Annotated in this window: 29 protein-coding genes; 28 read left to right on the top strand and 1 reads right to left on the bottom strand. The window is 65.8% G+C overall.

The features are described from left to right. Positions 1 to 42 precede the first annotated feature (42 nt). The 28 genes from C6Y53_RS05545 (at position 43) to C6Y53_RS05415 (ending at position 24901) form a co-directional block, all read left to right on the top strand. A complete protein-coding gene (locus tag C6Y53_RS05545; RefSeq protein WP_106471531.1) occupies positions 43 to 1980 on the top strand; it encodes an acetyl/propionyl/methylcrotonyl-CoA carboxylase subunit alpha in 1938 nt (645 codons plus the stop codon). Positions 1981 to 2039: 59 nt separating this feature from the next. Then, positions 2040 to 2894, top strand: coding sequence for a hydroxymethylglutaryl-CoA lyase (locus C6Y53_RS05540; RefSeq protein WP_106471530.1), 855 nt, complete (start codon positions 2040 to 2042; stop codon positions 2892 to 2894). A gap of 5 nt (positions 2895 to 2899) precedes the next feature. Continuing rightward, positions 2900 to 3688 (top strand): crotonase/enoyl-CoA hydratase family protein, encoded by a 789-nt coding sequence (locus tag C6Y53_RS05535; protein ID WP_106471529.1) that lies wholly within the window; start codon positions 2900 to 2902, stop codon positions 3686 to 3688. Positions 3689 to 3868: 180 nt separating this feature from the next. Further along, complete coding sequence (locus C6Y53_RS05530; RefSeq protein ID WP_106471528.1) at positions 3869 to 4234, top strand: NADH-quinone oxidoreductase subunit A; 366 nt, start codon at positions 3869 to 3871, stop codon at positions 4232 to 4234. After that, positions 4225 to 4758 (top strand): NuoB/complex I 20 kDa subunit family protein, encoded by a 534-nt coding sequence (locus tag C6Y53_RS05525; RefSeq protein ID WP_106471527.1) that lies wholly within the window; start codon positions 4225 to 4227, stop codon positions 4756 to 4758. The genes C6Y53_RS05530 and C6Y53_RS05525 overlap by 10 nt, the downstream gene beginning before the upstream one ends. Then, complete coding sequence (locus tag C6Y53_RS05520; protein WP_106471526.1) at positions 4755 to 5372, top strand: NADH-quinone oxidoreductase subunit C; 618 nt, start codon at positions 4755 to 4757, stop codon at positions 5370 to 5372. Before C6Y53_RS05525 ends, C6Y53_RS05520 begins: the two co-directional genes overlap by 4 nt. After that, a complete protein-coding gene (locus tag C6Y53_RS20940) occupies positions 5372 to 5542 on the top strand; it encodes a hypothetical protein (RefSeq protein WP_211299463.1) in 171 nt (56 codons plus the stop codon). The genes C6Y53_RS05520 and C6Y53_RS20940 overlap by 1 nt, the downstream gene beginning before the upstream one ends. After that, a complete protein-coding gene (locus tag C6Y53_RS05515) occupies positions 5542 to 6756 on the top strand; it encodes an NADH-quinone oxidoreductase subunit D (protein WP_106471525.1) in 1215 nt (404 codons plus the stop codon). Before C6Y53_RS20940 ends, C6Y53_RS05515 begins: the two co-directional genes overlap by 1 nt. Continuing rightward, complete coding sequence (locus tag C6Y53_RS05510) at positions 6756 to 7106, top strand: hypothetical protein (protein ID WP_106471524.1); 351 nt, start codon at positions 6756 to 6758, stop codon at positions 7104 to 7106. The genes C6Y53_RS05515 and C6Y53_RS05510 overlap by 1 nt, the downstream gene beginning before the upstream one ends. An 8-nt stretch (positions 7107 to 7114) precedes the next feature. Next, complete coding sequence (locus C6Y53_RS05505) at positions 7115 to 8305, top strand: NADH-quinone oxidoreductase subunit E (RefSeq protein ID WP_106471523.1); 1191 nt, start codon at positions 7115 to 7117, stop codon at positions 8303 to 8305. Positions 8306 to 8332: 27 nt separating this feature from the next. Beyond that, positions 8333 to 8557, top strand: coding sequence for a DUF5337 domain-containing protein (locus C6Y53_RS05500; protein ID WP_106471522.1), 225 nt, complete (start codon positions 8333 to 8335; stop codon positions 8555 to 8557). A gap of 5 nt (positions 8558 to 8562) precedes the next feature. Then, on the top strand, positions 8563 to 9858 hold the full coding sequence (gene nuoF / locus C6Y53_RS05495; RefSeq protein ID WP_106471521.1) for an NADH-quinone oxidoreductase subunit NuoF: 1296 nt from the start codon (positions 8563 to 8565) through the stop codon (positions 9856 to 9858). Between the two features lie 9 nt (positions 9859 to 9867). Further along, positions 9868 to 10284: an MAPEG family protein gene (locus C6Y53_RS05490; RefSeq protein WP_106471520.1), complete on the top strand. Its 417-nt coding sequence runs from the start codon at positions 9868 to 9870 to the stop codon at positions 10282 to 10284. A gap of 50 nt (positions 10285 to 10334) precedes the next feature. Then, positions 10335 to 10667 carry a hypothetical protein gene (locus C6Y53_RS05485; RefSeq protein ID WP_106471519.1) on the top strand — a complete coding sequence of 111 codons (333 nt, stop codon included), beginning with the start codon at positions 10335 to 10337 and terminating at the stop codon, positions 10665 to 10667. Between the two features lie 32 nt (positions 10668 to 10699). After that, positions 10700 to 11092, top strand: coding sequence for a DUF5333 domain-containing protein (locus C6Y53_RS05480; protein ID WP_106473969.1), 393 nt, complete (start codon positions 10700 to 10702; stop codon positions 11090 to 11092). A gap of 5 nt (positions 11093 to 11097) precedes the next feature. Next, positions 11098 to 13119 carry an NADH-quinone oxidoreductase subunit NuoG gene (gene nuoG, locus C6Y53_RS05475; protein WP_106471518.1) on the top strand — a complete coding sequence of 674 codons (2022 nt, stop codon included), beginning with the start codon at positions 11098 to 11100 and terminating at the stop codon, positions 13117 to 13119. A gap of 147 nt (positions 13120 to 13266) precedes the next feature. Further along, positions 13267 to 14307, top strand: coding sequence for an NADH-quinone oxidoreductase subunit NuoH (gene nuoH, locus C6Y53_RS05470; protein WP_106471517.1), 1041 nt, complete (start codon positions 13267 to 13269; stop codon positions 14305 to 14307). A gap of 1 nt (position 14308) precedes the next feature. Next, complete coding sequence (locus C6Y53_RS05465) at positions 14309 to 14506, top strand: hypothetical protein (RefSeq protein WP_106471516.1); 198 nt, start codon at positions 14309 to 14311, stop codon at positions 14504 to 14506. A gap of 1 nt (position 14507) precedes the next feature. After that, positions 14508 to 15002 (top strand): NADH-quinone oxidoreductase subunit NuoI, encoded by a 495-nt coding sequence (gene nuoI / locus C6Y53_RS05460; protein ID WP_106471515.1) that lies wholly within the window; start codon positions 14508 to 14510, stop codon positions 15000 to 15002. A 100-nt stretch (positions 15003 to 15102) separates the two neighbouring features. Next, positions 15103 to 15510: a carboxymuconolactone decarboxylase family protein gene (locus tag C6Y53_RS05455; protein ID WP_106471514.1), complete on the top strand. Its 408-nt coding sequence runs from the start codon at positions 15103 to 15105 to the stop codon at positions 15508 to 15510. Further along, a complete protein-coding gene (locus C6Y53_RS05450; RefSeq protein ID WP_106471513.1) occupies positions 15507 to 16109 on the top strand; it encodes an NADH-quinone oxidoreductase subunit J in 603 nt (200 codons plus the stop codon). Before C6Y53_RS05455 ends, C6Y53_RS05450 begins: the two co-directional genes overlap by 4 nt. Before the next feature lie 96 nt (positions 16110 to 16205). Beyond that, the gene (gene nuoK / locus C6Y53_RS05445) at positions 16206 to 16511 is read left to right on the top strand and encodes an NADH-quinone oxidoreductase subunit NuoK (protein ID WP_008553673.1); all 306 of its coding nucleotides are present in this window, start codon (positions 16206 to 16208) and stop codon (positions 16509 to 16511) included. 6 nt (positions 16512 to 16517) lie between these two features. Further along, on the top strand, positions 16518 to 18653 hold the full coding sequence (gene nuoL / locus C6Y53_RS05440; protein ID WP_106471512.1) for an NADH-quinone oxidoreductase subunit L: 2136 nt from the start codon (positions 16518 to 16520) through the stop codon (positions 18651 to 18653). Continuing rightward, positions 18653 to 20194: an NADH-quinone oxidoreductase subunit M gene (locus C6Y53_RS05435; RefSeq protein ID WP_106471511.1), complete on the top strand. Its 1542-nt coding sequence runs from the start codon at positions 18653 to 18655 to the stop codon at positions 20192 to 20194. Before nuoL ends, C6Y53_RS05435 begins: the two co-directional genes overlap by 1 nt. A gap of 11 nt (positions 20195 to 20205) precedes the next feature. Next, complete coding sequence (gene nuoN / locus C6Y53_RS05430; RefSeq protein ID WP_106471510.1) at positions 20206 to 21642, top strand: NADH-quinone oxidoreductase subunit NuoN; 1437 nt, start codon at positions 20206 to 20208, stop codon at positions 21640 to 21642. 54 nt (positions 21643 to 21696) lie between these two features. Continuing rightward, positions 21697 to 22446 (top strand): biotin--[acetyl-CoA-carboxylase] ligase, encoded by a 750-nt coding sequence (locus C6Y53_RS05425; protein WP_106471509.1) that lies wholly within the window; start codon positions 21697 to 21699, stop codon positions 22444 to 22446. An 11-nt stretch (positions 22447 to 22457) separates the two neighbouring features. Beyond that, positions 22458 to 23237, top strand: a complete 780-nt coding sequence (locus tag C6Y53_RS05420; RefSeq protein ID WP_106471508.1) for a type III pantothenate kinase — start codon at positions 22458 to 22460, stop codon at positions 23235 to 23237. Next, positions 23234 to 24901: a ribonuclease J gene (locus tag C6Y53_RS05415; RefSeq protein WP_106471507.1), complete on the top strand. Its 1668-nt coding sequence runs from the start codon at positions 23234 to 23236 to the stop codon at positions 24899 to 24901. Before C6Y53_RS05420 ends, C6Y53_RS05415 begins: the two co-directional genes overlap by 4 nt. 18 nt (positions 24902 to 24919) lie before the next feature. Here the strand turns inward: C6Y53_RS05415 and C6Y53_RS05410 are convergent, their stop codons facing one another. After that, a complete protein-coding gene (locus C6Y53_RS05410) occupies positions 24920 to 26500 on the bottom strand; it encodes a heme biosynthesis protein HemY (RefSeq protein WP_106471506.1) in 1581 nt (526 codons plus the stop codon). Positions 26501 to 26510 lie beyond the last annotated feature (10 nt).

Raw genomic sequence — 26510 nt, 5'->3', positions numbered from 1 at the left:
GCAGGCGCCCCCGGTTCCGGCAGACAACAAGGGAACAGACCCATGTTTGACACGATCCTGATCGCCAACCGCGGCGAAATCGCCTGCCGGGTGATGGAAACCGCCCAGAAGATCGGCGTGCGCTGCGTTGCGGTCTATTCGGACGCGGATGCCGGCACCCGGCATGTGGCGATGGCGGACCGTGCGGTGCATATCGGCGGCCCGGCCCCCGCCGACAGCTACCTGCGCGGCGAGGCGATCATCGCGGCGGCCCGCGAAACTGGCGCGCAGGCGATCCATCCCGGCTATGGTTTCCTGTCCGAGAACCCCGATTTCGTCGAGGCGGTCGAGGCCGCCGGGCTGACCTTCATCGGTCCCTCGGCCGACGCGATCCGCAAGATGGGCCTCAAGGACGCCGCCAAGAAACTGATGGAGGCGGCGGGCGTGCCGGTGGTGCCCGGCTATCACGGCGACAACCAGGACCCCGCGCATCTGGCGGCCGAGGCAGGCCGGATCGGTTATCCGGTGCTGATCAAGGCGGTCGCGGGCGGCGGCGGCAAGGGAATGCGGCTGGTCGAGACGGCCGGGGATTTCGCCGCCGCGCTCGACAGCGCGCGCGGCGAGGCGCGGACCGCCTTCGGCAATGACGCGGTGCTGGTCGAGAAATTCGTGACCAAGCCCCGCCATATCGAGGTGCAGGTCTTTGGCGACGGCACCCATGCCGTGCACCTGTTCGAACGCGACTGTTCGCTGCAGCGCCGCCATCAGAAGGTGATCGAGGAAGCCCCCGCCCCCGGCATGACCGCGGACATGCGGGCCGCGATGGGCGAGGCCGGCGTTCGCGCGGCCGAGGCGATCGGCTATCGGGGCGCGGGCACGGTCGAGTTCATCGTCGATGCCTCCGAGGGGCTGCGCGCCGACCGGTTCTGGTTCATGGAGATGAACACCCGCCTGCAGGTGGAACACCCGGTGACCGAGGCGATCACCGGCGTCGACCTGGTGGAATGGCAGCTGCGGGTCGCCTCGGGCGAAGCGCTGCCCGCCCGGCAGGAGGACCTGGCCATTACCGGTCATGCCTTCGAGGCGCGGCTCTATGCCGAGGATGTGCCCAAGGGCTTCTTGCCCGCGACCGGCACGCTCACGCATCTGGCCTTTCCCGACGGGTGCCGCGCCGACAGCGGCGTGCGCAGCGGCGACACGATCAGCCCGTGGTACGATCCGATGATCTCCAAGGTGATCGTACACGGATCGACCCGCGCGGTGGCGCTGGCGCGGCTGGACCGGGCGCTGCGCCATACGCAGGTGGCGGGAACGGTGACCAACCTCGCCTTTCTCGGCGCGCTGACCCGGCATGCCGGGTTTGCGGCGGGCGACGTGGATACCGGCCTGATCGGGCGCGATCTGGACGCGCTGACGGCAACGCCGCCCCCCGAACCGCGCCATGCGGTGGCGGCGGCGATGGCCGCGACCGGGCTCGACCGCGAACAGCGTGACATGGGGTTTGCGCTCTGGGCGCCGCTGCGGCGCAGCGCCGCGCTCTCGCGTGACGGCGAGGTGATCGACCTCGTGGTCGAGGTCGAGACCCGCGACCGCCAGCGCTGGCAGGCGGCGGGCACCGAGGTGATCGCCGAACGCACCGACGGCACCTGGCTGGTCGGCGGCGAGGTGATGCCCGATGTCTCGGTCGCCGGCGGCGTGGCCACGGTCTTCGACGGCTACGGCCTTGCCTTTGACCTCGTGGATCCGCTGGAACGTGCCGAAGCCGCGACCGGCGACGGGAACCTGGTCGAGGCGCCGATGCCGGGCCTGGTCAAATCGGTCCACGCGGAACCCGGGCAGGCGGTGGCCGAAGGCGACCGGCTGGCGGTGCTCGAGGCGATGAAGATGGAACATTCGCTGCTGGCCGCCCGCGACGGCGTGATCGCCGAGGTTCTGGTCGAGGCGGGCGCCCAGGTCGAGGCGGGCGCGGCGCTGGTGCGGCTCGAGGAGGAAGACGGCTGAGCGCGCGCGTCGCAGCCGGCCAGACGGGATCCAGAAAGGATATTGGGGGGACCATCGCGATGAAGGAACGGATCGAGATCTTCGAGGTGGGGCCGCGCGACGGGCTCCAGAACGAAAAACGCGAAATCCCGGTGGCCGAAAAGGTGGCGCTGGTCGATTGCCTGAGCCGGGCCGGGTTCTCGCGGATCGAATGCGCGTCCTTCGTCAGCCCGAAATGGGTGCCGCAGATGGCCGGGTCGGCGCAGGTCCTGGCGGGCATCGCCCGCGCGCCGGGGGTGCGCTACGCGGCGCTGACCCCGAACATGCGCGGCTATGACGACGCGCTGGCGGCACGGGCCGACGAGATCGCGGTGTTCGCCTCGGCCTCCGAGGGGTTTTCGAAGGCGAACCTGAACGCGACGGTGGCCGACTCCGTGGACCGGTTCGTGCCGATCCTCGAGGCGGCGCGGCATATCGACCTGCCGGTGCGCGGCTATATCTCCTGCGTGACCGACTGCCCGTTCGACGGGCCGACCGATCCCGGCGCGGTGGCCGCGCTGGCGGACCGGCTGTTCGGGATGGGCTGTTACGAGATCTCGCTGGGCGACACCATCGGGCAGGGCACGCCCGACAGCATCGCGCGGATGCTGTCCGCGGTGCGCGACGTGGTGCCCGCGACGCGGCTGGCCGGCCATTATCACGACACCGCCGGGCGGGCGCTGGACAATATCGACGCCTCGCTGGTCATGGGGGTGCGGGTGTTCGATGCCGCCGTCGGCGGGCTGGGCGGCTGTCCCTATGCGCCGGGCGCATCGGGCAACGTGGCGACCGAGGCGGTCGCGGCGCATCTGGAGCGGCTGGGTTACGACACCGGGCTGGACATGGACGTGGTGAACGAGGCCGCGGCGATGGCGCGGGCGATGCGGGAGGGATGAGCCGGATGTACGAGACGCTGAAACTGGAAACCGACGCACGCGGCGTGGCCGCGCTGACCCTGAACCGGGTCGAAAAACACAACGCGATGTCGGCGCAGATGATCGACGAGCTGACCGGTGCCGCGGCGCGGCTGGCCGATGACGACGCGGTTCGGGTGGTGGTGCTGACCGGCGCGGGCAAGACCTTCTGCGCCGGTGGCGACCTGGCCTGGATGCAGGTGCAGATGGCCGCCGATTCCGAAACCCGGTTCGTCGAGGCCCGCAAGCTGGCCGGGATGCTGAACGCGCTGAACGCGCTGCCCAAACCGGTGATCGGCGCGTTGCAGGGCAACGCCTTTGGCGGCGGTGTCGGCATCGCCAGCATCTGCGACGTGGCGATCGGCGTCGACAGCCTGAAGATGGGGTTCACCGAAACCCGGCTGGGGATCATCCCGGCCACGATCGGCCCCTATGTGCTGGCGCGCATGGGCGAGGCCAACGCGCGGCGCGTGTTCATGTCCGCCCGCATCTTCGGCGCGGAAGAAGCCGTGCGGCTGGGCCTGCTGGCACGCGCGGTTCCGGCCGGGGACCTGGCGGCGGCGGTCGAGGCCGAGGTCGCCCCCTACCTGTCCTGCGCCCCCGGCGCGGTGGCCGCGGCCAAGCGGCTGGCGCGCGATCTGGGCCCGCGCATCGATGCCGAGGTGATCGATTCGACCATTCGCGGTCTGGTCGCGCGTTGGGAAACCGACGAGGCACAGGAAGGAATCGGTGCCTTTTTCGACCGCCGCAAGCCAAGCTGGCAGGCCGGAAGCTGACCGGAAGCCGACCGGAAGCCGGGCTGCCGGATACGCGGCAAGTAACTGCGGGGATGCGGCGATTCGGCCCGCGTGAACGGGGTTGGCCCCGTTGACCCTCCGCACTGGCAAGGATAGACAGCAGATCGAGCCAACCGCCAATTGACGGCGCGCCGAACGCGCGCGGGAAAGGAGCCACTCGTGGAAGAGCTGTTGCGGGAATATTTCCCGATCCTCGTGTTTCTCGTCGTCGCCATCGGGCTCGGGATCGTTCTGATCCTCGCGGCCATCGTGCTGGCGGTCCGCAATCCCGACCCGGAAAAGGTGAGCGCCTACGAATGCGGCTTCAACGCGTTCGACGACGCGCGGATGAAATTCGACGTGCGTTTCTACCTTGTGTCGATCCTGTTCATCATTTTCGACCTTGAAATCGCGTTCCTGTTCCCCTGGGCGGTGGCGTTCAAGGATGTGAGCATGGTGGGCTTCTGGTCGATGATGGTGTTCCTCGCGGTGCTGACCATCGGCTTTGCCTACGAATGGAAGAAGGGGGCGATGGAATGGGCGTAGCCACCACCACCAACGCCGCCGGCGTGGACAAGGACGTTGCCACGAGGGCGCTGAACACCGAATTGCAGGACAAGGGGTTCCTGCTGACCTCGACCGAGGACATCATCAACTGGGCGCGTACCGGGTCGCTGCACTGGATGACCTTCGGGCTGGCCTGTTGCGCGGTCGAGATGATGCACACCTCGATGCCGCGCTATGACGCCGAACGGTTCGGCATCGCGCCGCGGGCCTCGCCGCGCCAGTCGGACGTGATGATCGTGGCCGGTACCCTGACCAACAAGATGGCCCCGGCGCTGCGCAAGGTCTATGACCAGATGCCCGAGCCGCGCTATGTGATCAGCATGGGCAGCTGCGCCAATGGCGGCGGCTATTATCACTACAGCTATTCGGTGGTGCGGGGCTGCGACCGGGTCGTGCCGGTGGACATCTATGTGCCCGGCTGCCCGCCGACCGCCGAGGCGCTGCTCTACGGGCTGATGCAGCTTCAGCGCAAGATCCGCAGGACGGGGACGATCGTGAGATGAGCGAGGACCTGAAGAACCTGGGCGAGGAAATCGCGCTCAAGCGCAACGACTGCGTGCTGTCCTGGGATGTCAGCTTTGGCGAGCTGAACATGGATGTGACGCCGTCGAACATCGTCGCCTTCGTCGAGTATCTCAAGGCCGACCAGGGCTGCCGGTTCTCGTCGCTGGTGGACATCACCGCCGTTGACCATATCGACCGGCCGAAACGGTTCGATGTCGTCTATCACCTGCTGTCGATGTACACCAACCAGCGCATCCGGCTGCGGGTCGCGATCCGCGACGGCGACACGGTGCCGTCGATCACCTCGGTGCATCCCTGCGCGAACTGGCTCGAGCGCGAGGTGTTCGACATGTTCGGGATCCATTTCACCGGCCATCCGGACCTGCGCCGCATTCTGACCGATTACGGGTTCCGCGGGCATCCGCTGCGCAAGGATTTTCCGACCACCGGCTATACCGAGGTGCGGTATGACGAGGCGCTCAAGCGCGTGGTCTATGAACCGGTGTCGCTGGTGCAGGAATACCGGCAGTTCGATTTCATGAGCCCCTGGGAAGGTGCGGAGTACATCCTGCCGGGCGACGAGAAATCGGACGAAAATACGGGGGCGAAGTGATGGGCGGCCTGTTCTGGCTGATCAGCGCGCTAACCGCGATCCCGATGCTGAAACTGCTGCCGCATTTCGGGATCAACAAATATTGGGCCGCTGCGTGTCTGATCCCGCTTGGCGTGCCCATTCTGGCGTGGGTGATGGCGATGAAGCTGCAAGAGCTGGAGAAACGCTGATGGATGGCTCCAAGGGATTCGAAGACGCGCTGACCGGCGAACAGAAGATCCGCAACTTCAACATCAACTTCGGCCCCCAGCACCCGGCGGCGCACGGGGTGCTGCGGCTGGTGCTGGAACTCGACGGCGAGATCGTCGAGCGCTGCGATCCGCATATCGGCCTGCTGCATCGCGGCACCGAGAAGCTGATGGAAAGCCGCACCTACCTGCAGAACCTGCCCTATCTGGACCGGCTGGACTACGTCGGCACGATGAACCAGGAACATGCCTGGTGCCTGGCCATCGAAAAGCTGACCGGTGTGGCCGCGCCGCGCCGCGCCTCGCTGATCCGGGTTCTGTATTGCGAAATCGGCCGCATCCTGAACCACCTGCTGAACGTGACCACGCAGGCGATGGACGTCGGCGCGCTGACCCCGCCGCTCTGGGGGTTCGAGGAACGCGAAAAGCTGATGATATTCTACGAACGCGCCAGCGGCGCGCGGCTTCACGCGGCCTATTTCCGCCCCGGAGGCGTCCATCAGGACCTGCCGCCCGAGCTGATCGACGACATCGAGACCTGGTGCCATGCCTTCCCCAGGGTGCTGGACGACATCGACGGGTTGCTGACCGAGAACCGGATCTTCAAGCAGCGCAACGTCGATATCGGCGTGGTGGATGAAACCACGATCCAGGAATGGGGGTTCTCCGGCGTCATGGCGCGCGGCTCGGGTCTGGCCTGGGATCTGCGGCGGTCGCAACCCTATGAATGCTACAGCGAATTCGACTTCCAGATCCCCGTCGGGACCAAGGGCGACTGTTTCGACCGCTACCTGGTGCGGATGGAGGAAATGCGCCAGTCGGTGCATATCATGCTGCAGGCGATCGAGAAGCTGCGCGCCGAACCCGGCGACGTTCTGGCGCGGGGCAAGCTGACGCCGCCGAACCGCCGCGACATGAAAACGTCGATGGAAAGCCTGATCCATCACTTCAAGCTCTATACCGAAGGGTTCCACGTTCCCGCCGGCGAAGTCTATGCCGGGGTCGAGGCGCCCAAGGGCGAGTTCGGGGTCTACATGGTCTCCGACGGCACCAACCGGCCCTATCGCGCCAAGCTGCGCGCGCCGGGCTACATGCACCTTCAGGCGATGGACCATGTCTCCAAGGGCCATCAGCTGGCCGATATCGCCGCCATCATCGGCACCATGGATATCGTGTTCGGCGAGGTTGACCGCTGATGCTCTCCACGCTCGTCACAATCGTCGGCTGGCTGGTCGTGGCCCTGATGGTCACCGTCACCGTCCTGCTCGCGCTCGGCAAGGAACGCGGTCTGAAGATGATCCAGCACGACAGGGATCATCTTCCGCAGGCGCTGCTGGTGCGTTACGCGGGGTTGTCGCTGCTGGCGCTGCTGGCGGCCTGGATCGGTGCGCCGAGCGTGCTGTTCGGGCTGCTGCTCGGCTTTGCCGTGATCGGTTTCGGTGACGCCTTCATCTATTCCCGCGCGGGCAAGCCGCACTGGATTCACCTTATCGGAGGCGGGGCGGCCGCGGTCGGCGCGCTCCTGTCCCTCTTCGCCATGCTCTGAGGACCGCCATGCTGCGACGCCTTTACCACGACCAACCTGACAGCTTCGCCTTTACCCCGGCCAACCGGGCCTGGGCCGAAGGGCAGATCACCAAGTATCCCGAGGGCCGGCAGGCTTCGGCGGTCATCCCGCTGCTCTGGCGGGCGCAGGAACAGGAAGGCTGGCTGACCCGGCCCGCCATCGAACATGTCGCCGACATGCTGGGCATGGCCCATATCCGGGTGCTCGAAGTGGCGAGCTTCTATTTCATGTTCCAGTTGCAGCCGGTCGGTTCGGTCGCGCATGTGCAGGTCTGCGGCACCACATCCTGCATGATCTGCGGCGCCGAGGACCTGATGGCGGTGTGCAAGGACAAGATCGCCGCCAACCCGCATGAATTGTCTGCCGATGGCCGGTTTTCCTGGGAAGAGGTCGAATGTCTCGGGTCCTGCGCCAATGCGCCGATGGCGCAGATCGGCAAGGATTACTACGAGGACCTGACCGCCGCGCGCTTTGCCGAGATCCTCGACGAACTGGCCGCCGGCAAGGTGCCGGTGCCGGGGCCGCAGAACGGGCGCTATGCGGCCGAACCGCTGAACGGCCTGACCAGCCTGAAGGATTTCGAGAGCGGGCACACGCAGTATAACGCCTCGGTGCAGTTGGCGGTCGACCTTGGCGACACGATCAAGCGGATCGACGGCACCGAGGTGCCGCTGCTGACCCCCTGGCGCAAGGACCAACCCGCTGCCGAGGCGGTGGCCGAAGCCGCGCCGGCGGCCCCCGAGGCGCCGGGCAAAACCGCGGCAGTGCCGGCCAGAGCGACCGCCGATGATGGGTCATCGCCGATCAAGCCTTCGGCGGCACTGCCCGGGCAGGCCGACCTGGCCGCCCGCAAGGGGGTGTGGAAATACCAGCCGCAAACCACGGCAGACGACGCCGCGCCCGAGCTTCTGACGGCGGCCCGTGGCGGCCAGCCCGACGATCTCAAGCTGCTCAAGGGCGTCGGTCCGAAACTGGAACAGACGCTCAATGAGCTGGGCTTCTACCATTTCGACCAGATCGCCGCCTGGACTGCCGCGAATATCGCCTGGGTCGATGAACGGCTGACCTTCAAGGGCCGGATCGAGCGCGATGGCTGGGTCGAACAGGCCGGGAAACTGGCGGCGGGCGAGGAAACCGAATTTGCCCGGCGCGCCAAGGATGACGGGATTTACGACTGAGCGCCCGGGGAGGGTGACGAAGAGCCGATGCAAGACGATGTCGACACAGCCATTTCCCGCAGGGGACGGATCACCGCGCTGGTGATCGTGGCGGGCGGCGTGGCCGCGCTGCTGGCGCCGTGGCTGGTATTCGTGCTCGGCCTGCCGATGCGATACGAGATGCTGTTCTATTTCGCCGCGATGGCCGCCTTTGTCTGGGCCTTGGTCAACATCTATCAAATCCGGCGGTTGCGCCGGGATAATCAGGGATAGCCGCGATGCTGAAGGACGAGGACCGGATATTCACCAATCTCTACGGGATGCATGACCGCACGCTGGCTGGCGCGCGGGCGCGCGGCCATTGGGACGGGACCGCCGGCATTATTGCCAAGGGGCGCGACTGGATCATCCAGAACATGAAGGATTCAGGGCTGCGCGGGCGCGGCGGTGCCGGATTCCCGACCGGGCTGAAATGGTCCTTCATGCCCAAGGAGAGCGACGGGCGGCCCGCCTATCTGGTGGTCAATGCCGACGAATCGGAGCCGGGCACCTGCAAGGACCGCGAAATCATGCGCCACGATCCGCATACGCTGATCGAAGGCTGCCTGATCGCGTCCTTCGCGATGAACGCCAATGCCTGCTACATCTATATCCGCGGCGAATATATCCGCGAACGCGAGGCATTGCAGGCGGCCATCGACGAAGCCTATGACGCCGGGCTGCTGGGCAAGAACGCCGCCGGGTCGGGCTGGGATTTCGATCTCTACCTGCATCACGGCGCCGGCGCCTATATCTGCGGCGAGGAAACCGCGCTGCTGGAAAGCCTCGAAGGCAAGAAGGGCATGCCCCGGATGAAGCCGCCATTCCCGGCGGGGGCGGGGCTCTACGGCTGCCCGACCACGGTGAACAACGTGGAATCGATCGCCGTGGTGCCCACCATCCTGCGCCGGGGCGCCGACTGGTTCGCGTCGTTCGGGCGGCAGAACAACGCGGGCACCAAGCTGTTCGCGGTTTCGGGCCATGTGAACAACCCCTGCGTCGTCGAAGAGGCGATGTCGATCACCTTCGAGGAACTGATCGACCGCCATTGCGGCGGCATTCGTGGCGGCTGGGACAATCTCAAGGCGGTGATCCCCGGCGGCTCGTCGGTGCCCTGCGTGCGCGGCGAAAACATGCGCGACGCCATCATGGATTTCGACGCCCTGCGCGACAAGGGATCGAGCCTGGGCACGGCGGCGGTGATCGTGATGGACAATTCCACCGATATCATCAAGGCGATCTGGCGGCTGTCCAAGTTCTACAAACACGAAAGCTGCGGTCAGTGCACGCCCTGCCGCGAAGGCACCGGCTGGATGATGCGGGTGATGGACCGTCTGGTGAAAGGGCAGGCCGAGGTCGAGGAAATCGACATGCTGTTCGACGTGACCAAGCAGGTCGAGGGCCACACCATCTGCGCGCTCGGCGATGCCGCGGCCTGGCCGATCCAGGGTCTGATCCGCAATTTCCGCGATGAGATCGAGGACCGGATCAAAGCGCAGCAGGCCGGCCGCATCAGCGCGGTCGCCGCGGAATAGGAGGCCCCGATGGACACGTTCGCCGCATATTCCCATGCCATCGCATCGGTCGCGCTGTTTGCGCTGATCGTGCTGGCGCTGTCCCCGCTTTCGGCCCTTCGCAAGGGCGCGCAGGGCCTGGCGCCGGGGGCCGAGCCGGTGGCGGATTACGCCGATCCGGCCTATCGGCTGCACCGGGCGTTCCAGAACGGCTCGGACACGCTGGGGATCTTCGTGGCGGTGACTGCCGCCGCGATTCTCGCAGGGGCCAGCCCGGTCTGGGTCAACTGGCTGGCATCGCTGGTGCTGGTCAGCCGGATCGTCATGCTGGTGGTGCATCTGCGCGGGATCGGGCAGCCGCATAGCGGGCCGCGCAGCTTTGCCTATGTGGCGGGCTGGCTGTGCATGGTGCTGCTGGCGCTGTCGGCGGTCGTGGCGGCGTTTTGAGCCCGCGGCGCGCATATCGTTTCACCGCGGCACGCGGGGCACGGGCGGCGATGCTGGCCGCGCTCGTTGCCGTCGTCGTGCCGGCGGGCTGTTCGACCTTCAAGCGCGACGAAGGCCGGATCGCCTTTGACGGCGTCTATTTCAGGTCCAAGACCGCCGCCGTCGACAAGAAGGTCACGCTGGCCGATTTCACCACCACCGTAAAGGGTGTGTCCGCCTCCTTCGACGGCGCGCGCGAGGCCGGACGCTACGAAGGCACCCGCTATTGCATCTCGAATTATGGCACGTCGAAGATCGACTGGTCGGTGGGGCCGGATACCGATCCGCAGCGCCTGACCATCGTCGATGACACGCTGACCTTCAGCGGCAGGTGCAGGTCGTGACCGGCCCGCGTTTTTCATATCGCCCGCGCTGGCTGGCGCTGTGGCTGGTGCTGGTGGCGTCGTCGCCCGCGATCGCGCAGGGCAAGCCGTCGCTCAACGACGTGCCGGAAATCGAGAACCCGTTATTCGCGATCGCCGTCGCCGACGAGATCCGCGATCATTGCGACCGGATCGGCGGCCGGGTGTTCAAGGCCATCGGCATCCTGCACCGGCTGCGCCGCCGGGCCAACGATCTGGGCTACAGCGATGACGAGATCCGCGCCTTCGTCGATTCCGACGCCGAAAAGGCGCGGATGCGGGCCAAGGGCGAGCGGCTGCTGAAACAGAACGGCGTCAGCTACGATGACCCCGAGAGCTTCTGTGCCTACGGGCGCGCGGAAATAGCGAAGAACAGCGCCATCGGCGTGCTACTGAAAGCGAAGTGAGAGCCATGTCTGACCTCCGCAAAGTCAACATCGACGGACACGAGATCGAAGTGGATGGGGCGATGACCCTGATCCAGGCCTGCGAGCTGGCCGGGGTGGAGGTGCCGCGTTTCTGTTACCACGAAAGGCTGTCGATTGCCGGCAACTGCCGGATGTGCCTGGTCGAGGTGGTGGGCGGCCCGCCGAAACCGGCGGCCTCCTGCGCCATGCAGGTGCGGGACCTGCGCCCCGGCCCCGAAGGCCAGGCGCCGGAGGTCCGGACCAATTCGCCGATGGTCAAGAAGGCCCGCGAAGGGGTGATGGAGTTCCTGCTCATCAACCACCCGCTGGATTGCCCGATCTGCGATCAGGGCGGCGAATGCGACCTGCAGGACCAGGCGATGGCCTATGGCGTCGATTTCAGTCGGTTCCGCGAGCCCAAGCGCGCGGTGGACGATCTCGATCTCGGGCCGCTGGTCGAAACCCATATGACCCGCTGCATCTCCTGCACCCGCTGCGTGCGCTTCACCACCGAGGTGGCGGGCATCAGCCAGATGGGCCAGACCGGGCGCGGCGAGGATGCCGAGATCACGTCCTATCTCGGCGAGACGCTCGATTCGAACCTGCAGGGCAACATCATCGACCTGTGCCCGGTGGGCGCGCTGGTGTCGAAACCCTATGCCTTCACCGCCCGACCCTGGGAACTGACCAAGACCGAGAGCATCGACGTGATGGACGCGCTGGGATCGAACATCCGGGTCGATACCAAGGGCCGCGAGGTGATGCGGTTCCTGCCCCGCAACCATGACGGCGTGAACGAGGAATGGATTTCCGACAAGACCCGCTTCGTCTGGGACGGGCTGCGCCGCCAGCGGCTGGACAAGCCCTATCTGCGCGAGAACGGCAAGCTGCGTCCCGCGACCTGGGCCGAGGCGCTGGGCAAGGCGGCCGAAGCCCTGAAGGGGGCTGAAAAAGCCGCCGGACTGGTCGGGGACCTAGCCCCGGTCGAGGCGGCGTTTGCGCTCAAGCAGATGATCGAGGGGCTGGGCGGTGTTGTCGAATGCCGCACCGATGCCGCGAGGCTGCCGGCAGGCAACCGTGCCGCCTATGCCGGTACCGCCGCGATCGAGGATATCGACAACGCCGAGCGCATCCTGCTGATCGGCACCAATCCGCGTGACGAGGCGCCGGTGCTGAATGCGCGCATCCGCAAGGCCTGGAGTCATGGCGCCGAGATCGCGCTGGTCGGCCCGGCTGTCGATCTGACCTATGACTACGCCCATATGGGCGCCGACCGCGCGGCGCTGGCGCGGGTGGTTGAAATGGGCGGATCGGACGAGATCCGCGGCCGCCGGTCGCTGGTGATCGTCGGACAGGGGGCGCTGACCGAGGCGGACGGGGCCGCGGTGCTGGCCGCCGCGCAAACCGTCGCCGCCAATACCGACAGCGGGTTGCTGGTGCTGCACAGCGCCGCCGGGCGGGTGGGCGCGATGGATGTCGATGCCACCTGCGAGGGCGGCATGGAGACGGTGAGCGCCGCCGACGTGATCTACAATCTCGGTGCCGACGAGGTCGAGATCGGCGAGGGTGCCTTTGTCATCTACCAGGGCAGCCACGGCGATCGCGGGGCGCATCGCGCCGACGTGATCCTGCCCGGCGCGGCCTATACCGAGGAACCCGGCCTGTTCGTGAATACCGAAGGCCGCCCGCAACTGGCGCTGCGCGCCGGGTTCGCGCCGGGCGAGGCCAAGGAAAACTGGGCCATCCTGCGCGCCCTGTCGGCGGAACTGGGCAACGCGTTGCCGTTCGATTCCCTCGCGCAGCTGCGCAACCGGCTGGTCGAGGCGGTCCCGCACCTGGCGCGGATCGACGAGGTGCCGGAAAACCAGGGCCCGGCTCTGGAAACCGGCCCGCTGGGCGACGCGGATTTCCGTTACGCGGTCCGCGATTTCTATCTGACCAACCCGATTGCGCGGGCCAGCGCGTTGATGGCGGAACTCTCGGCCAACGCCAAGGCGCGGGCCCAGAGCGCGATGGCGGCGGAATGACGGATTTCCGCGCGATACCGGGTGTCGATTTGACGCTGCACCGGCGCGGAAAAATGCGCGCCGAGGGTGGCGCGCGAACGGCAGATGCTGTTTACAGCGGCGCAAGGGCGGCGCGTGGCGCAAGGTCTAACCAAGCTGTGAGGGACCATGGCTGAATTCTTTACCACCACCTACCTGGGGATCGGCCTGCTGACGATCGGACAGGTGCTGCTCATCGTGGTGCCGCTGCTGGTGGCGCTGGCCTTCCTGATGTATGCGGACCGCAAGATCTGGGCCGCGGTCCAGATGCGGCGCGGCCCCAACGTGGTGGGCGTGTTCGGCCTGCTGCAGAGCTTTGCCGACTTCATCAAGTATATCGTCAAGGAGGTTGTGTTCCCCGCCGGCGCCGACCGGGCCGTGTTCCTGCTGGCGCCGATGGTGTCGCTGGTCATGGCGCTGATCGCCTGGGCGGTGATCCCGTTCAACGACGGCTGGGTTCTGTCCGACATCAACGTGGCCATTCTCTACGTCTTCGCGATCTCCTCGCTCGAAGTGTATGGCGTGATTATGGGCGGCTGGGCGTCGAACTCGAAATACCCGTTCCTGGGCTCGCTGCGTTCGGCGGCGCAGATGATTTCCTACGAGGTCAGCATCGGCCTGATCATCATCGGCGTGATCATTTCCACCGGGTCGATGAATTTCGGCGACATCGTGCGTGCGCAGGATGGCGATTACGGCCTGTTCAGCTGGTACTGGCTGCCGCATTTCCCGATGCTGTTCCTGTTCTTCATTTCGGCGCTGGCGGAAACCAACCGCCCGCCGTTCGACCTGCCCGAAGCGGAAAGCGAACTGGTGGCGGGATACCAGGTGGAATATTCCTCGACACCGTTCCTGCTGTTCATGATCGGCGAACTGGTGGCGGTGGTGCTGATGTGCGCGCTGGTATCGCTGCTGTTCCTGGGCGGCTGGCTGTCGCCGATCCCGGGCCTGCCCGACGGCATCCTGTGGATGGTCGCCAAGATCCTGTTCGTGTTCTTCTTCTTCTCGATGATCAAGGCGATCACGCCGCGATACCGCTACGACCAGCTGATGCGGCTGGGCTGGAAGGTGTTCCTGCCGATGTCGATCGCCTGGGTCGTGTTCGTGGCCTTCTCGGCCAGGTTCGACTGGTTCTGGGGCGCCTATACCCGCTGGGCGACAGGGGGCTGAGATGGGGCTAGCTACCGCAATCAGGGACGCCAAGCCGGACGAGCTCGAAAAACTGGGGGCCTTCCTGATCGGGGAATTCCGGATGCAAGCCGCCAACCCGGTCACGGACGAATCCGCCAAGGTCGCATCGACGGATATCGTATCGGCGCTGGGCGCCTGGGCCTATATGCAACTCAACGCGCAGGACGTGGGGGACTGAGATGACGCAGATCGACTATGGCCGCGCCGCCAAGTATTTCCTGCTGCAGGATTTCTTCGTCGGCCTGAAGCTGGGGATGAAGTATTTCTTCGCCCCCAAGGCGACGGTGAACTATCCGCATGAAAAAGGGCCGCTGTCGCCCCGGTTTCGTGGCGAACACGCGCTGCGGCGCTATCCCAACGGTGAGGAACGCTGCATCGCCTGCAAGCTGTGCGAGGCGATCTGCCCGGCGCAGGCGATCACCATCGACGCCGAACCGCGCGAGGACGGCAGCCGCCGCACCACGCGCTATGACATCGACATGACCAAATGCATCTATTGCGGCTTCTGCCAGGAGGCCTGCCCGGTCGATGCCATTGTCGAGGGTCCGAATTTCGAATTTGCCACCGAAACCCGCGAAGAACTGTTCTATGACAAGGAAAAGCTGCTCGAGAACGGGGAACGCTGGGAAGCGGAGATAGCCCGCAACCTGGAAGTGGACGCGCCGTATCGATGAGCGTCAACCTGCTGCATAACGGTTTCCGCGCAAGCGGCACGGCCCGGTTCCGCCGGGCCGCTGCGATGACCTGTGCCCACGTTTCCCGAAAGGGCGCGGCATGAGCGATACGAAAACCCCGTTCGAACTGATGATGGCGCAGGCGCAGGAAATGGCGCGGGCCTTCAACCCCGCGCTCGAGAGCTTCAGCCCCAAGGGGTTCGAACAGCTCTGGCCGACCATGCCCAAGGACGCGATGGAGATGTGGTTCGGCCGCGGCATGTCCAAGAACGGGCTGGATGCCAAGACCCGGCTGCTGCTGACGCTGGCCGGGCTGACGATGCAGGGCGCGCAGGCCGAAACGCCGGTGCGCATGACCGTGCGCCACCTGATGGAGGCCGGCGCCACCAAGGATGAGATCGCCGAGACCATCGCCCAGATGTCGATGTTCGCCGGAATACCCGCCATGACCCGCGCGATGGAAATCGCCCGCGCGGTGATGGAAGACAAGGAGGAAGACTCCAAATGACCGTGTTCGCCTTCTACCTGTTCGCGATCAGCGCCATCACCGGCGGGCTGTTCACCGTGATCAGCCGACAGCCCGTGCATTCGGTGCTGTGGCTGATCCTGGCCTTTCTGTCGGCGGCGGGGCTGTTTGTGCTGCTGGGCGCGGAATTCGTCGCCATGCTGCTGATCATCGTCTATGTGGGCGCGGTCATGGTGCTGTTCCTATTCGTGGTGATGATGCTCGACGTGGACTTTGCCGAGCTCAAGGCCGAGATGGCGCGATACATGCCGCTGGCGCTGCTGATCGGGTTGATCATCCTGATGCAGTTCGTGATGGCCTTTGGCGTCTGGGAGGCCAGCGAGGCCGCAGACGGGCTGCGCGCCAACGCCATTCCCGAGGACATGCACAACACCCAGGCGCTGGGGATGGTGCTGTATGACCAGTATTTCCTGCTGTTCCAGCTGGCCGGCCTGATCCTGCTGGTGGCGATGGTCGGCGCCATCGTGCTGACGCTGCGCCACCGCCAGGACGTGAAGCGGCAGGACATTCTGGCGCAGATGTATCGCGACCCGGCAGAGGCCATGGAGTTGCGGGACGTGAAACCGGGGCAGGGGCTGTGACCGCGGGACGCTGGGCGGCCATCGCCGCGGGAACCGCCGCGGTCCGGGTCGCGAACGGATATTTGAACGGGTGAACGGCCCGAAGGGACAGAAGACATGATCGGACTTGAACATTACCTGACGGTGGCGGCGACGCTCTTCGTCATCGGCATCTTCGGGCTCTTTCTGAACCGCAAGAACGTGATCATCCTGCTGATGAGCATCGAACTGATGCTGCTGGCGGTGAATATCAACCTCGTGGCGTTCTCCAGTTTCCTCGGCGATCTGGTCGGGCAGGTCTTCACGCTGTTCGTGCTGACCGTCGCCGCCGCCGAGGCCGCCATCGGGCTGGCGATCCTGGTCTGCTTCTTCCGCAACCGCGGCACCATCGCGGTGGAAGACGTCAACGTGATGAAGGGGTAAGGGACCATGGAAACCATCATCCTCTTCGCGCCGCTGGTCGGGTCGCTGATCTGCGGGTTCGGATACAAGTTCATCGGCGAAACCGCCGCGCTCTGGGTGGCAACGGGGCTGCTGTTCCTGGCCGCGATCCTGAGCTGGATCGTGTTCTTCACCTTTGACGGCGTGACCCAGAACATCCCGGTGCTGCGCTTCATCGAAAGCGGCAGCCTGGCCACCGAATGGGCGATCCGGCTGGACCGGCTGACCGCGATCATGCTGATCGTCGTCACCACGGTGTCCAGCCTCGTGCATCTCTACAGCTTCGGCTACATGGATCACGACCCGCAATGGAAGGAAACCGAGAGCTACAAGCCGCGGTTCTTCGCCTATCTCAGCTTCTTCACCTTCGCGATGCTGGCGCTGGTGACCTCGGCCAACCTGGTGCAGATGTTCTTTGGCTGGGAAGGCGTGGGCGTCGCGTCCTATCTGCTGATCGGGTTCTACTATCGCAAACCGTCGGCCAACGCCGCCGCGATCAAGGCCTTCGTGGTCAACCGGGTGGGCGATTTCGGCTTCGCGCTGGGGATCTTCGCGCTGTTTTTCCTCGTCGACAGCATCAACATGGATGACGTGTTCGCCGCCGCGCCGGTGCTGGCGGAAACGCAGCTTACCTTCCTGTGGGGCGAATGGACCGCGGTCGAGGTGATCTGCGTCCTGCTGTTCATTGGCGCGATGGGGAAATCGGCTCAGCTGATCCTGCACACCTGGCTGCCGGACGCGATGGAAGGCCCGACCCCGGTGTCGGCGCTGATCCATGCCGCGACCATGGTGACGGCGGGCGTGTTTCTGGTCTGCCGGATGTCGCCGCTGTTCGAATTCGCGCCGGGCGCGACCGGGTTCGTCACCGTGCTGGGGGCCATGACCGCGTTCTTTGCCGCCACCGTCGGGCTGGTGCAGACCGACATCAAGCGGGTGATCGCCTATTCGACCTGTTCGCAGCTGGGCTACATGTTCGTGGCCGCGGGCGTGGGCATGTATTCGGCGGCGATGTTCCACCTGTTCACCCACGCCTTTTTCAAGGCGCTGCTGTTCCTCGGTGCCGGCTCGGTGATCCACGCGATGCATCATGAACAGGAAATGACCGAATATGGCGGGCTGCGCAAAAAGATCCCCTATACCTTCTGGGCGATGATGATCGGCACGCTGGCCATCACCGGGGTGGGGATTCCGCTGACCACGATCGGCTTTGCCGGGTTCCTGTCCAAGGATGCCATCATCGAAAGCGCCTGGGCCGGTGGATCGGGCTTCGGGTTCTGGGCGCTGGTGATCGCCGCCGCGATGACCTCGTTCTACAGCTGGCGGCTGATCTTCCTGACCTTCTACGGCAAGCCTCGCGGGAACAAGCACACCCACGACCACGCCCATGAAAGCCCGATGACGATGCTGGTGCCGCTGGGTGTCCTGAGCCTGGGCGCGGTGTTCGCGGGCATGATCTGGTACAACCAGTTCTTCGGCCATGCCGATCAGGTGGGCAAGTTCTATGGCATCCCGGTGGCCGAGGCGTCAGCCCAAGAAGATGGCCAGGGCGAGAGCCATACGACCGATGACCACACGACCGACAGCCAGGCCACGGCGGACGACCACGGCGAAGCGGCCGATGCGGGCCATGGCGGTGAGGCCGACCATCATGTGGTCTTTGCCGGCAAGCCGGGCGAGGGCGCGCTCTATATCGGGGCCGACAACCACGTTCTCGAAGATGCTCATGCCGCGCCCAAATGGGTGAAGGTGTCGCCCTTCATCGCGATGGTGCTGGGGCTGCTGGTGGCAATCTGGTTCTACCTGGTGAACCCGGCGCTGCCGGTGAAGCTGGCCGAGAACCAGCGGCCGCTCTACCTGTTCCTCAAGAACAAGTGGTATTTCGACGAGATCTATGACGCGCTGCTGGTCAGACCGATCCTCGCGCTGGGCCGGTTCCTGTGGCGGCGCGGCGACGGCAACGTGATCGACGGGTTCCTCAACGGGGTCGCGATGGGCATCGTTCCCTTCTTTACCCGGCTCGCGGGCCGTGCCCAGACCGGTTACATCTTCACCTATGCCTTCTGGATGGTTCTGGGGATCGCCGCCCTTGTCACCTGGATGACGATCGGCGGAGGAGCGCACTGATGGACAACCTGCTTTCCATTGTCACCTTCATTCCGGCACTGGCAGCCCTGATCCTGGCCGTGTTCCTGCGCGGCGACGATGACGCGGCGCGCAAGAACGCCAAATGGGTGGCGCTCTTTGCCACCACGGTCACCTTCCTGGTGTCGCTGGCGATCTATGCCGAGTTCGACCCCTCCGACACCGGGTTCCAGTTCGTCGAGGAAGGCGAATGGCTGCTGGGCCTGAAATACAAGCTGGGCGTCGACGGGATCAGCGTGCTGTTCGTGCTGCTGACCACCTTCATCATGCCGTTGACGATCCTGGCCAGCTGGGATGTCACCGCACGGGTCAAGGAATACATGATCGCCTTCCTGCTGCTGGAAACGCTGATGCTGGGCGTGTTCATGGCGCTGGACCTGGTGCTGTTCTACCTGTTCTTCGAAGGCGGACTGATCCCGATGTTCCTGATCATCGGCATCTGGGGTGGCAAGAACCGGATCTATGCCAGCTTCAAGTTCTTCCTCTACACCTTCCTCGGCTCGGTGCTGATGCTGGTGGCGATGGTGGCGATGTTCGCGGATGCGGGCACCACCGACATCGTGGCGCTGATGGATCACCAGTTCGGGTCCGAGACCTTCTCGGTGCTGGGCATCCAGATCGTCGGCGGCATGCAGACGCTGATGTTCCTGGCCTTCTTCGCCTCCTTCGCGGTGAAGATGCCGATGTGGCCGGTTCACACCTGGCTGCCCGACGCCCATGTGCAGGCGCCGACCGCCGGTTCGGTGGTGCTGGCCGCGATCCTGCTAAAGATGGGCGGCTATGGCTTCCTGCGGTTCTCGCTGCCGATGTTCCCGGTGGGGGCCGAACTGTTGACGCCGCTGGTGCTGTGGATGAGCGCGATTGCCGTGGTCTATACCTCGCTGGTGGCGCTGGTGCAGGAGGACATGAAGAAGCTGATCGCCTATTCGTCGGTGGCGCATATGGGCTTTGTCACCATGGGCATCTTCGCCGCCAACCAGCAGGGCGTGGACGGGGCGATCTTCCAGATGCTCAGCCACGGTTTCATCTCGGCCGCGCTGTTCCTGATCGTCGGCGTGATCTATGACCGGATGCACACCCGCGACATCGCCGCCTATGGCGGGCTGGTGAACCGGATGCCCGCCTATGCGCTGGTGTTCATGCTGTTCACCATGGCCAATGTGGGGCTGCCGGGCACCTCGGGCTTCGTCGGCGAATTCCTGACCATGATGGGCGCCTTCCAGGTCAATACCTGGGTGACCGCCGTGGCCGCGACCGGCGTCATCTTCTCGGCGGGCTACGCGCTGTGGCTCTATCGCCGGGTCGTGTTCGGCGACCTGGTCAAGGAGAGCCTGAAGGCGATTACCGACATGAACCTGCGGGAAAAGGCCGTGTTCGCGCCGCTGGTGGTGATGACGATCCTGCTCGGCGTCTATCCGTCGCTGGTGACCGACATCATCGGCCCGTCCACGGCGGCGCTGGTATCGAACTATGACACATCGCTGGCCGCGGCCGAGGCCGCCAGCCAGATTGCATCGAACTGAGGGGGCCGGAGATGATCCAGGCTGATCTGAGCGTAATCCTGCCAGAGATCGTTCTGGCTGTCTTTGCCATGTTCGCGCTGGTCGGCGCGGCCTATGGCGGCAAGGACAGGCTGGCCCCGGCGCTGGTATGGATCACCGCGATCCTGATGGCGGCGCTGGCGGCGTGGATCGCCACCGGCACCGGGACCCGGACCGCGTTTGGCGGCATGTTCGTCGATGACGGCTTTGCCCGATTTGCCAAAGTGACGCTGTTGGTCGCCGCCGCGGTGGTGCTGCTGATGAGCCAGGACTACATGGCGCGGCGCGGCATCCTGCGGTTCGAATACCCGTTGCTGGTGGCGCTGGCCGCGGTCGGCATGATGATGATGGTCAGCGCGGGCGACCTGATGTCGCTCTATATGGGGCTGGAACTGCAGTCGCTGGCGCTCTATGTCGTTGCCGCCCTGCGCCGCGACAGCGTGAAATCGACCGAAGCGGGGCTGAAATATTTCGTGCTCGGCGCGCTCAGCTCGGGTCTGCTGCTCTACGGGGCGTCGCTGGTCTATGGCTATGCGGGAACCACCCTGTTCTCGGGTATCATCCAGGCCGCGCAGCATGATCATGTCTCCGTGGGCCTGCTGTTCGGGATCGTGTTCATGGTGTCGGGCATGGCGTTCAAGGTATCCGCCGTGCCGTTCCACATGTGGACGCCCGATGTCTACGAAGGCTCGCCCACCCCGGTCACCGCCTTTTTTGCCACCGCGCCCAAGATGGCCGCGATGGGGCTGTTCGCGCGGGTGCTGTTCGACGCGTTCGGCAACGCCATCCCGGACTGGAGCCAGGTGATCGCGCTGCTGTCGCTGCTGTCGATGTTCCTCGGTGCGGTCGCGGCGATCGGGCAGACCGATATCAAGCGCCTGATGGCCTATTCCTCGATCGCGCATATGGGCTATGCGCTGATGGGGCTGGCCGCCGGCACCGCCTTCGGCGTGCAGGCGATGCTGATCTACATGGCGATCTATGTGACCATGAATCTCGGCACCTTTGCCTTCATCCTGATGATGGAGCGCGACGGCCAGCCGGTAACCGACATCCGGGCGCTGAACATGTATTCCAGGCGCGATTCAGGCAAGGCGATGGCGATGCTGGTGCTGATGTTCAGCCTCGCCGGTGTTCCCCCGATGCTGGGGTTCTTCGGCAAGTTCTATGTGCTGCGCGCCGCCTATGAGGGCGGGCTGGCATGGCTGGCGGTTGCGGGCGTCGTCGCGTCGGTGATCGGCGCCTTCTATTATCTGCGCATCGTCTACTACATGTATTTCGGCGAAGAGGGCGAGGAGCTTGAAACCCGCTCGACCCCGGTATTGTGGGCGGTGCTGTCCGTTTCGGCGGCGGCGATGCTGCTGGGGATCATCAACATGTTTGGCATCGAAAGCGCGGCCGCAGCCGCAGCGGCGACGCTTGTCAACTGACCCCGCATTCAGGCCTGAGCGGGTGGCCCGGCCCATCGGCCGGGCCTTTGCGTCATGACCGGCTGGCCCGAAGGCTATGGCCGCCGCGTGCTGGACAGCGTCGACAGCACCCTGGACGAAGCCGCGCGGCGGGCGCCTGATCTGGCCGGGCCGGAATGGATCCTGGCGCTGTCCCAGACACGGGCGCGTGGCCGCCGGGGCCGGTCCTGGGCCAGTCCCGAGGGCAATTTCGCCGCGACGCTGGTCCTGCGCCCCGACGACCCGCCGGGCCGCGCGGCGCTGCGCAGCTTTGTCGCGGCGCTGGCGGTGCATGACGCCTGCGTGGCGGCGACGGGGCGCACCGACGGGTTTTCGCTGAAATGGCCGAACGATCTGTTGCTGAACGGCGGCAAGCTGGCGGGGATTCTGCTGGAAAGCACCGGCAGCGCCGCCCAGACCGCCCACCTGTTCATCGGGATCGGCGTGAACCTGATCGCGGCGCCCCCCGTCGAGGCGCTGGAGCCGGGGGCGGTGCGCCCGGCGGCGCTGATGCCGGATACCGGCATCGCGGTGACGCCCGAGGCGTTTCTGGACGTGCTCGCCCCCGCCTATGCCGCGCGCGAAAGGCAGTTCACCCAATACGGGTTCGACCCGATCCGCGCCGCTTGGCTCGACCGGGCGGCGAGGCTGGGTGAAACCATCACCGCGCGCACGGGCAGCAGCGAAACCACCGGCGCGTTTGAAACCGTCGACGGCTCGGGTAACCTCGTGCTGAAAACGGCGCGGGGCCGGGTGGCGATACCGGCGGCGGATGTCTATTTCTGAAGGGAGGCCGGATGCTCCTGGCGATTGACTGCGGCAATACCAACACCGTCTTTTCGATCTGGGACGGGTCCGAATTCCTGTGCACGCTGCGCACCTCGACCCATCACGCCCGCACTGCGGATGCCTATTTCACCTGGTATTCGACGCTGGTGAAACATTACGGGATCCAGGCCGACATCACCGATGTGATCATCTCGTCCACCGTGCCGCGCGTGGTGTTCAACCTGCGCGTATTCGCCGACCGGTTCTTTGGCTGCCGGCCGCTCGTGGTGGGCAAACCCGATTGCCTGCTGCCCAACCCGCCCCGTGTCGACGCCGGCACCCAGGTCGGGCCCGACCGGCTGGTGAACGCCGCCGGCGCCTATGACCGGCATGGCGGCAACCTGATCGTGATCGATTTCGGCACCGCCACGACCTTTGACGTGGTGTCCGATGACGGGGCCTATATCGGCGGGGTCATCGCCCCCGGCGTCAACCTGTCGCTCGAGGCGCTGCACATGGCGGCGGCCGCCCTGCCGCATGTCGATATCTCGCATCCCGACAAGGTGATCGGCACCAATACCGTCGCCTGCATGCAATCCGGCGTGTTCTGGGGCTATGTCGGGCTGGTGCGCGAAATCTGCCACCGGATCCGCGAGGAACGCGATCGCGGCATGAAGCTGGTCGCGACCGGCGGGCTGGCCCCGCTGTTCCAGCAGAGCGTCGATCTGTTCGACGAGATGGAAGACGATCTGACCATGCACGGCCTGACCGTGATTCACCGCCACAACAAGGAAAACGCCAACATATGAGCCGTGAAAGACTGATCTACCTGCCGCTGGGCGGTGCCGGTGAAATCGGCATGAACGCCTATGTCTACGGCTATGGCGAACCCGACAACGAACGCCTGATCCTGGTCGACCTGGGGGTGACCTTTCCCGATATGGACGGCAGCCCCGGCGTCGACCTGATCATGCCCGATATCAGCTGGCTGGCGGACCGCGCCGACCGGCTCGACGCGATCTTTGTCACCCACGCCCATGAGGACCATGTCGGCGCCATCGGCCGGCTCTGGTCACGGCTGGGCGCGCCGGTGCATGCCCGCCCCTTCACCGCCAATATCGCGCGGCGCAAGATGGAGGAAGAAGGCCAGTCGCCCGACAATGTGCGCAGCGCGTCGGCCTGGCCCGAACGGGTGCAGGCGGGGCCGTTCTCGGTCGCCTTCCTGCCGGTCTCCCACTCCATCCCCGAAAGCGCCGGGCTGGTCATCGACACCCCCGCCGGGCGGGTGATCCACAGCGGCGATTTCAAGCTCGACCCGACACCGGTGGTGGGCGAGGCCTTTGATCCCGATCTCTGGGCCGAGGCGTCGAAAGGCGGCGTCAAGGCGCTGGTCTGCGATTCCACCAACGTGTTCTCGGACCATCCCGGCCGGTCCGAAGGCGACCTGGGCCCGGCGATCACAAAGCTGGTGCAGGATGCGCCCGCCATGGTGGTGGCCACCACCTTTGCCAGCAACGTCGCGCGGGTAAAGACGCTGGCCGAGGCGGGCAGGTCGGCGGGGCGCTCGGTGGTGCTGCTGGGCCGCGCCATGCGCCGGATGATCGAGGCCGCCGTCGAAACCGGGGTGCTGTCCGATTTCCCGCCGGTGATCGACCCGGATGACGCAAAGACCCTGCCCCGTGACGCGGTGATGCTGATCGTCACCGGCAGCCAGGGCGAACGCCGCGCCGCCAGCGCACAGCTGGCACGGGGCAAGTATCGCGGGCTGGAGCTGAAGGAGGGTGACCTGTTCCTGTTCTCGTCCAAGACCATCCCCGGCAATGAACGCGGGGTCATCCGGGTGATGAACCAGTTCAGCGAAAAGGGCGTCGACGTGGTCGATGACAGCTCGGGTCTCTACCATGTGTCCGGCCATGCCAACCGGCCCGACCTGCAGCGCCTGCATGGCATCGTCAAACCCGACACGGTGATCCCGATGCATGGCGAACACCGGCACCTGCGCGCGCATGCCAAACTGGCCGCCGTATCGGGTGTCGGTTCGGCGCTCGCCGTGAACGGCACCATGCTGGACCTGACCGGCGACGCGCCCAAGGTGGCGGATTATGTGGAAACCGGGCGGCTCTACCTGGATGGCTCGGTCATCATCGGCGCGCTGGACGGGATCGTGCGCGACCGGATCCGGATGGCGCTCAACGGCCATGTGACGGTGACCGTGATCCTCGACGAAGACGACGAACCGCTGGGCGAACCCTGGTGCGACCTGATGGGCCTGCCGGAAACCGGCACCTCCGGGGCCGCGCTGACCGAGGTGCTCGAGGCGGACCTGCACCAGTTCCTGATGCGGGCGGGCGACAAGACCCTGACGGATGACGACAAGCTGTCGGAGGGCCTGCGCCGGGTCGCCCGGCAATCGGCTCTGACCGAGATCGGGCGCAAGCCCGAAGTGACCGTCGTGGTCAGCCGGCTGGGCTGACCCGCAGGGCCCGCGGCGTCAGCTGCCGCGGGTTTCGACCGATCCGTTCAGGTTGCGCACCGCGTCGACGGTGTTCTTCAGCCGGTCGTCCTCGGCATCCGGGGACGTGTTGTCCGTCTCCGTCGCCGCCTCAGCGGCGGTTTCTCCGGCCAGCGCGGCATCGGCGGGCGCGCTGTCCACCATGTCGCCGTTGTCATCGGAAATCTCGGCGGCAATTTCGGCCGGCTTGCCGACGATCAGCGGCAGCATCTCGATCCCGGTTGCGCTGGGGGCGTCCGGCACGACCGGCACCTTCCAGCTGAGCGTGTCGAACCCTTCGCAGCTTTCGCAGACCGGCGCCCAGGTGGCGTGGACGTGCTGGCAGTTGTCGCAGACCCATTGCGGCCCGCGCGGGGCGGCATAGGCGCGGGCCAGCCAGCCATGCACCACCGCGTCAGAGGCGCCTTCACCGCGTTCGATCGCCGCCATCAGGGTCAGCGCGCGCACGTCGCCGCTGGAATCGGCCAGGTCGCCCAGGGCGCGGCGCGCCTCGGGGAAATCCTCGGCGACGACGTTCAGTTCGGCCAGCAGCAGCCGGGTTTCGGGGTTCTGCGGGTGAATATGCGTCAGCGCGCCAAAGCGTTTGACCCGCGCCGCCGGGGTTTCGTCCGGTTCGATCTCGGCAAAGGCGGCGGCCAGATCGGGATGCGGCTGCGCCTCCCAGGCCCGTTTCAGCACACGCACCGCGTTGCGTTTCTTGCCCCGCGCCACATATGTGCGCGCGGCCAGCGCCGCCGCCGGCACCAGGTCGGGCGACAGCTTGTTGGCCGTGATCGCCTCTTCCACGTCCTCGATCGCGGCGTCTTCGTTCAGGATGTCGCGGGCTTCGGACAGGGCCAGCACCGCGTCGCGGCGGCGATATAGATCGCGCGGCATGGACCCGCTGCGCAGCTTGGTGCTGAGCGTGCCGCGCGCGCCTTTCCAGTCGCCCGCCTGCGCCTGCAATTTCAGCAGCACGTCCTGCACTTCTTCGTGTTTGGGTTTCAGCGCCAACGCCTTTTCCGCGAGCTTGCGCGCGGTGTCGGTGTCGCCCTGGGCCAGCTTCTGTTTCATCACCCCGCGCACGCCCACGAACCGCGTTGCGTCGGAGACGATCAGTTTCTTGTAGGTCTCGGTTGCCTTGCGCGTGTCGCCGGCCATTTCGGCGGCCTGCGCGATCAGCAGGTTGGTCAGTTCGGGGTCGTCCAGGTATTTCTCGGCCTTCGCCGCCTTGGCCAGCGCCAGCCGTCCTTCGCCCGAGGCCAGCGCCATCAGCCCGTCGGACAGCGCCTTGTAGCCGCGTTTTTCCCGGTTGCGGTCGAAATAGCGCGACAGGGCGGTTTCATCGCCGTTGAGGAATTTCAGCACCGCCACCAGCAGCGACAGCAGTTTCAGCCCGAGCCACAGCGCCAGCACCAGCACCAGCACCGCGATCACCGATTGCAGCGGCCCCAGCGTGTATTCGGTGCCGGCCATGGTGACCTGCACCCCGCCATCGGATTCGAGCAGATAGCCCGCGCCCACCGCGAGCGCCGCGACCAGGGCGATGAAAACGAGAATTTTCACGAGTGACCAGAGCATGGCGGGCCCT

Source organism: Pukyongiella litopenaei (genome assembly GCF_003008555.2).
Taxonomy (GTDB): Bacteria; Pseudomonadota; Alphaproteobacteria; order Rhodobacterales; family Rhodobacteraceae; genus Pukyongiella; species Pukyongiella litopenaei.
The sequence above is the reverse complement of the archived record's forward strand: the minus strand, read 5'-3'. Positions and strand labels throughout refer to the sequence as shown.

Excerpts from the sequence above, each read along its gene's own strand:
- C6Y53_RS05545 (WP_106471531.1), top strand. The coding sequence starts at position 43 with ATGTTTGACACGATCCTGATCGCCAACCGCGGCGAAATCGCCTGCCGG.
- C6Y53_RS05540 (WP_106471530.1), top strand. The coding sequence starts at position 2,040 with ATGAAGGAACGGATCGAGATCTTCGAGGTGGGGCCGCGCGACGGGCTC.
- C6Y53_RS05535 (WP_106471529.1), top strand. The coding sequence starts at position 2,900 with ATGTACGAGACGCTGAAACTGGAAACCGACGCACGCGGCGTGGCCGCG.
- C6Y53_RS05525 (WP_106471527.1), top strand. The coding sequence starts at position 4,225 with ATGGGCGTAGCCACCACCACCAACGCCGCCGGCGTGGACAAGGACGTT.
- C6Y53_RS05520 (WP_106471526.1), top strand. The coding sequence starts at position 4,755 with ATGAGCGAGGACCTGAAGAACCTGGGCGAGGAAATCGCGCTCAAGCGC.
- C6Y53_RS20940 (WP_211299463.1), top strand. The coding sequence starts at position 5,372 with ATGGGCGGCCTGTTCTGGCTGATCAGCGCGCTAACCGCGATCCCGATG.
- C6Y53_RS05515 (WP_106471525.1), top strand. The coding sequence starts at position 5,542 with ATGGATGGCTCCAAGGGATTCGAAGACGCGCTGACCGGCGAACAGAAG.
- C6Y53_RS05510 (WP_106471524.1), top strand. The coding sequence starts at position 6,756 with ATGCTCTCCACGCTCGTCACAATCGTCGGCTGGCTGGTCGTGGCCCTG.
- C6Y53_RS05505 (WP_106471523.1), top strand. The coding sequence starts at position 7,115 with ATGCTGCGACGCCTTTACCACGACCAACCTGACAGCTTCGCCTTTACC.
- C6Y53_RS05500 (WP_106471522.1), top strand. The coding sequence starts at position 8,333 with ATGCAAGACGATGTCGACACAGCCATTTCCCGCAGGGGACGGATCACC.
- nuoF (WP_106471521.1), top strand. The coding sequence starts at position 8,563 with ATGCTGAAGGACGAGGACCGGATATTCACCAATCTCTACGGGATGCAT.
- C6Y53_RS05490 (WP_106471520.1), top strand. The coding sequence starts at position 9,868 with ATGGACACGTTCGCCGCATATTCCCATGCCATCGCATCGGTCGCGCTG.
- C6Y53_RS05485 (WP_106471519.1), top strand. The coding sequence starts at position 10,335 with ATGCTGGCCGCGCTCGTTGCCGTCGTCGTGCCGGCGGGCTGTTCGACC.
- nuoG (WP_106471518.1), top strand. The coding sequence starts at position 11,098 with ATGTCTGACCTCCGCAAAGTCAACATCGACGGACACGAGATCGAAGTG.
- nuoH (WP_106471517.1), top strand. The coding sequence starts at position 13,267 with ATGGCTGAATTCTTTACCACCACCTACCTGGGGATCGGCCTGCTGACG.
- C6Y53_RS05465 (WP_106471516.1), top strand. The coding sequence starts at position 14,309 with ATGGGGCTAGCTACCGCAATCAGGGACGCCAAGCCGGACGAGCTCGAA.
- nuoI (WP_106471515.1), top strand. The coding sequence starts at position 14,508 with ATGACGCAGATCGACTATGGCCGCGCCGCCAAGTATTTCCTGCTGCAG.
- C6Y53_RS05455 (WP_106471514.1), top strand. The coding sequence starts at position 15,103 with ATGAGCGATACGAAAACCCCGTTCGAACTGATGATGGCGCAGGCGCAG.
- C6Y53_RS05450 (WP_106471513.1), top strand. The coding sequence starts at position 15,507 with ATGACCGTGTTCGCCTTCTACCTGTTCGCGATCAGCGCCATCACCGGC.
- nuoK (WP_008553673.1), top strand. The coding sequence starts at position 16,206 with ATGATCGGACTTGAACATTACCTGACGGTGGCGGCGACGCTCTTCGTC.
- nuoL (WP_106471512.1), top strand. The coding sequence starts at position 16,518 with ATGGAAACCATCATCCTCTTCGCGCCGCTGGTCGGGTCGCTGATCTGC.
- C6Y53_RS05435 (WP_106471511.1), top strand. The coding sequence starts at position 18,653 with ATGGACAACCTGCTTTCCATTGTCACCTTCATTCCGGCACTGGCAGCC.
- nuoN (WP_106471510.1), top strand. The coding sequence starts at position 20,206 with ATGATCCAGGCTGATCTGAGCGTAATCCTGCCAGAGATCGTTCTGGCT.
- C6Y53_RS05425 (WP_106471509.1), top strand. The coding sequence starts at position 21,697 with ATGACCGGCTGGCCCGAAGGCTATGGCCGCCGCGTGCTGGACAGCGTC.
- C6Y53_RS05420 (WP_106471508.1), top strand. The coding sequence starts at position 22,458 with ATGCTCCTGGCGATTGACTGCGGCAATACCAACACCGTCTTTTCGATC.
- C6Y53_RS05415 (WP_106471507.1), top strand. The coding sequence starts at position 23,234 with ATGAGCCGTGAAAGACTGATCTACCTGCCGCTGGGCGGTGCCGGTGAA.
- C6Y53_RS05410 (WP_106471506.1), bottom strand. The coding sequence starts at position 26,500 with ATGCTCTGGTCACTCGTGAAAATTCTCGTTTTCATCGCCCTGGTCGCG.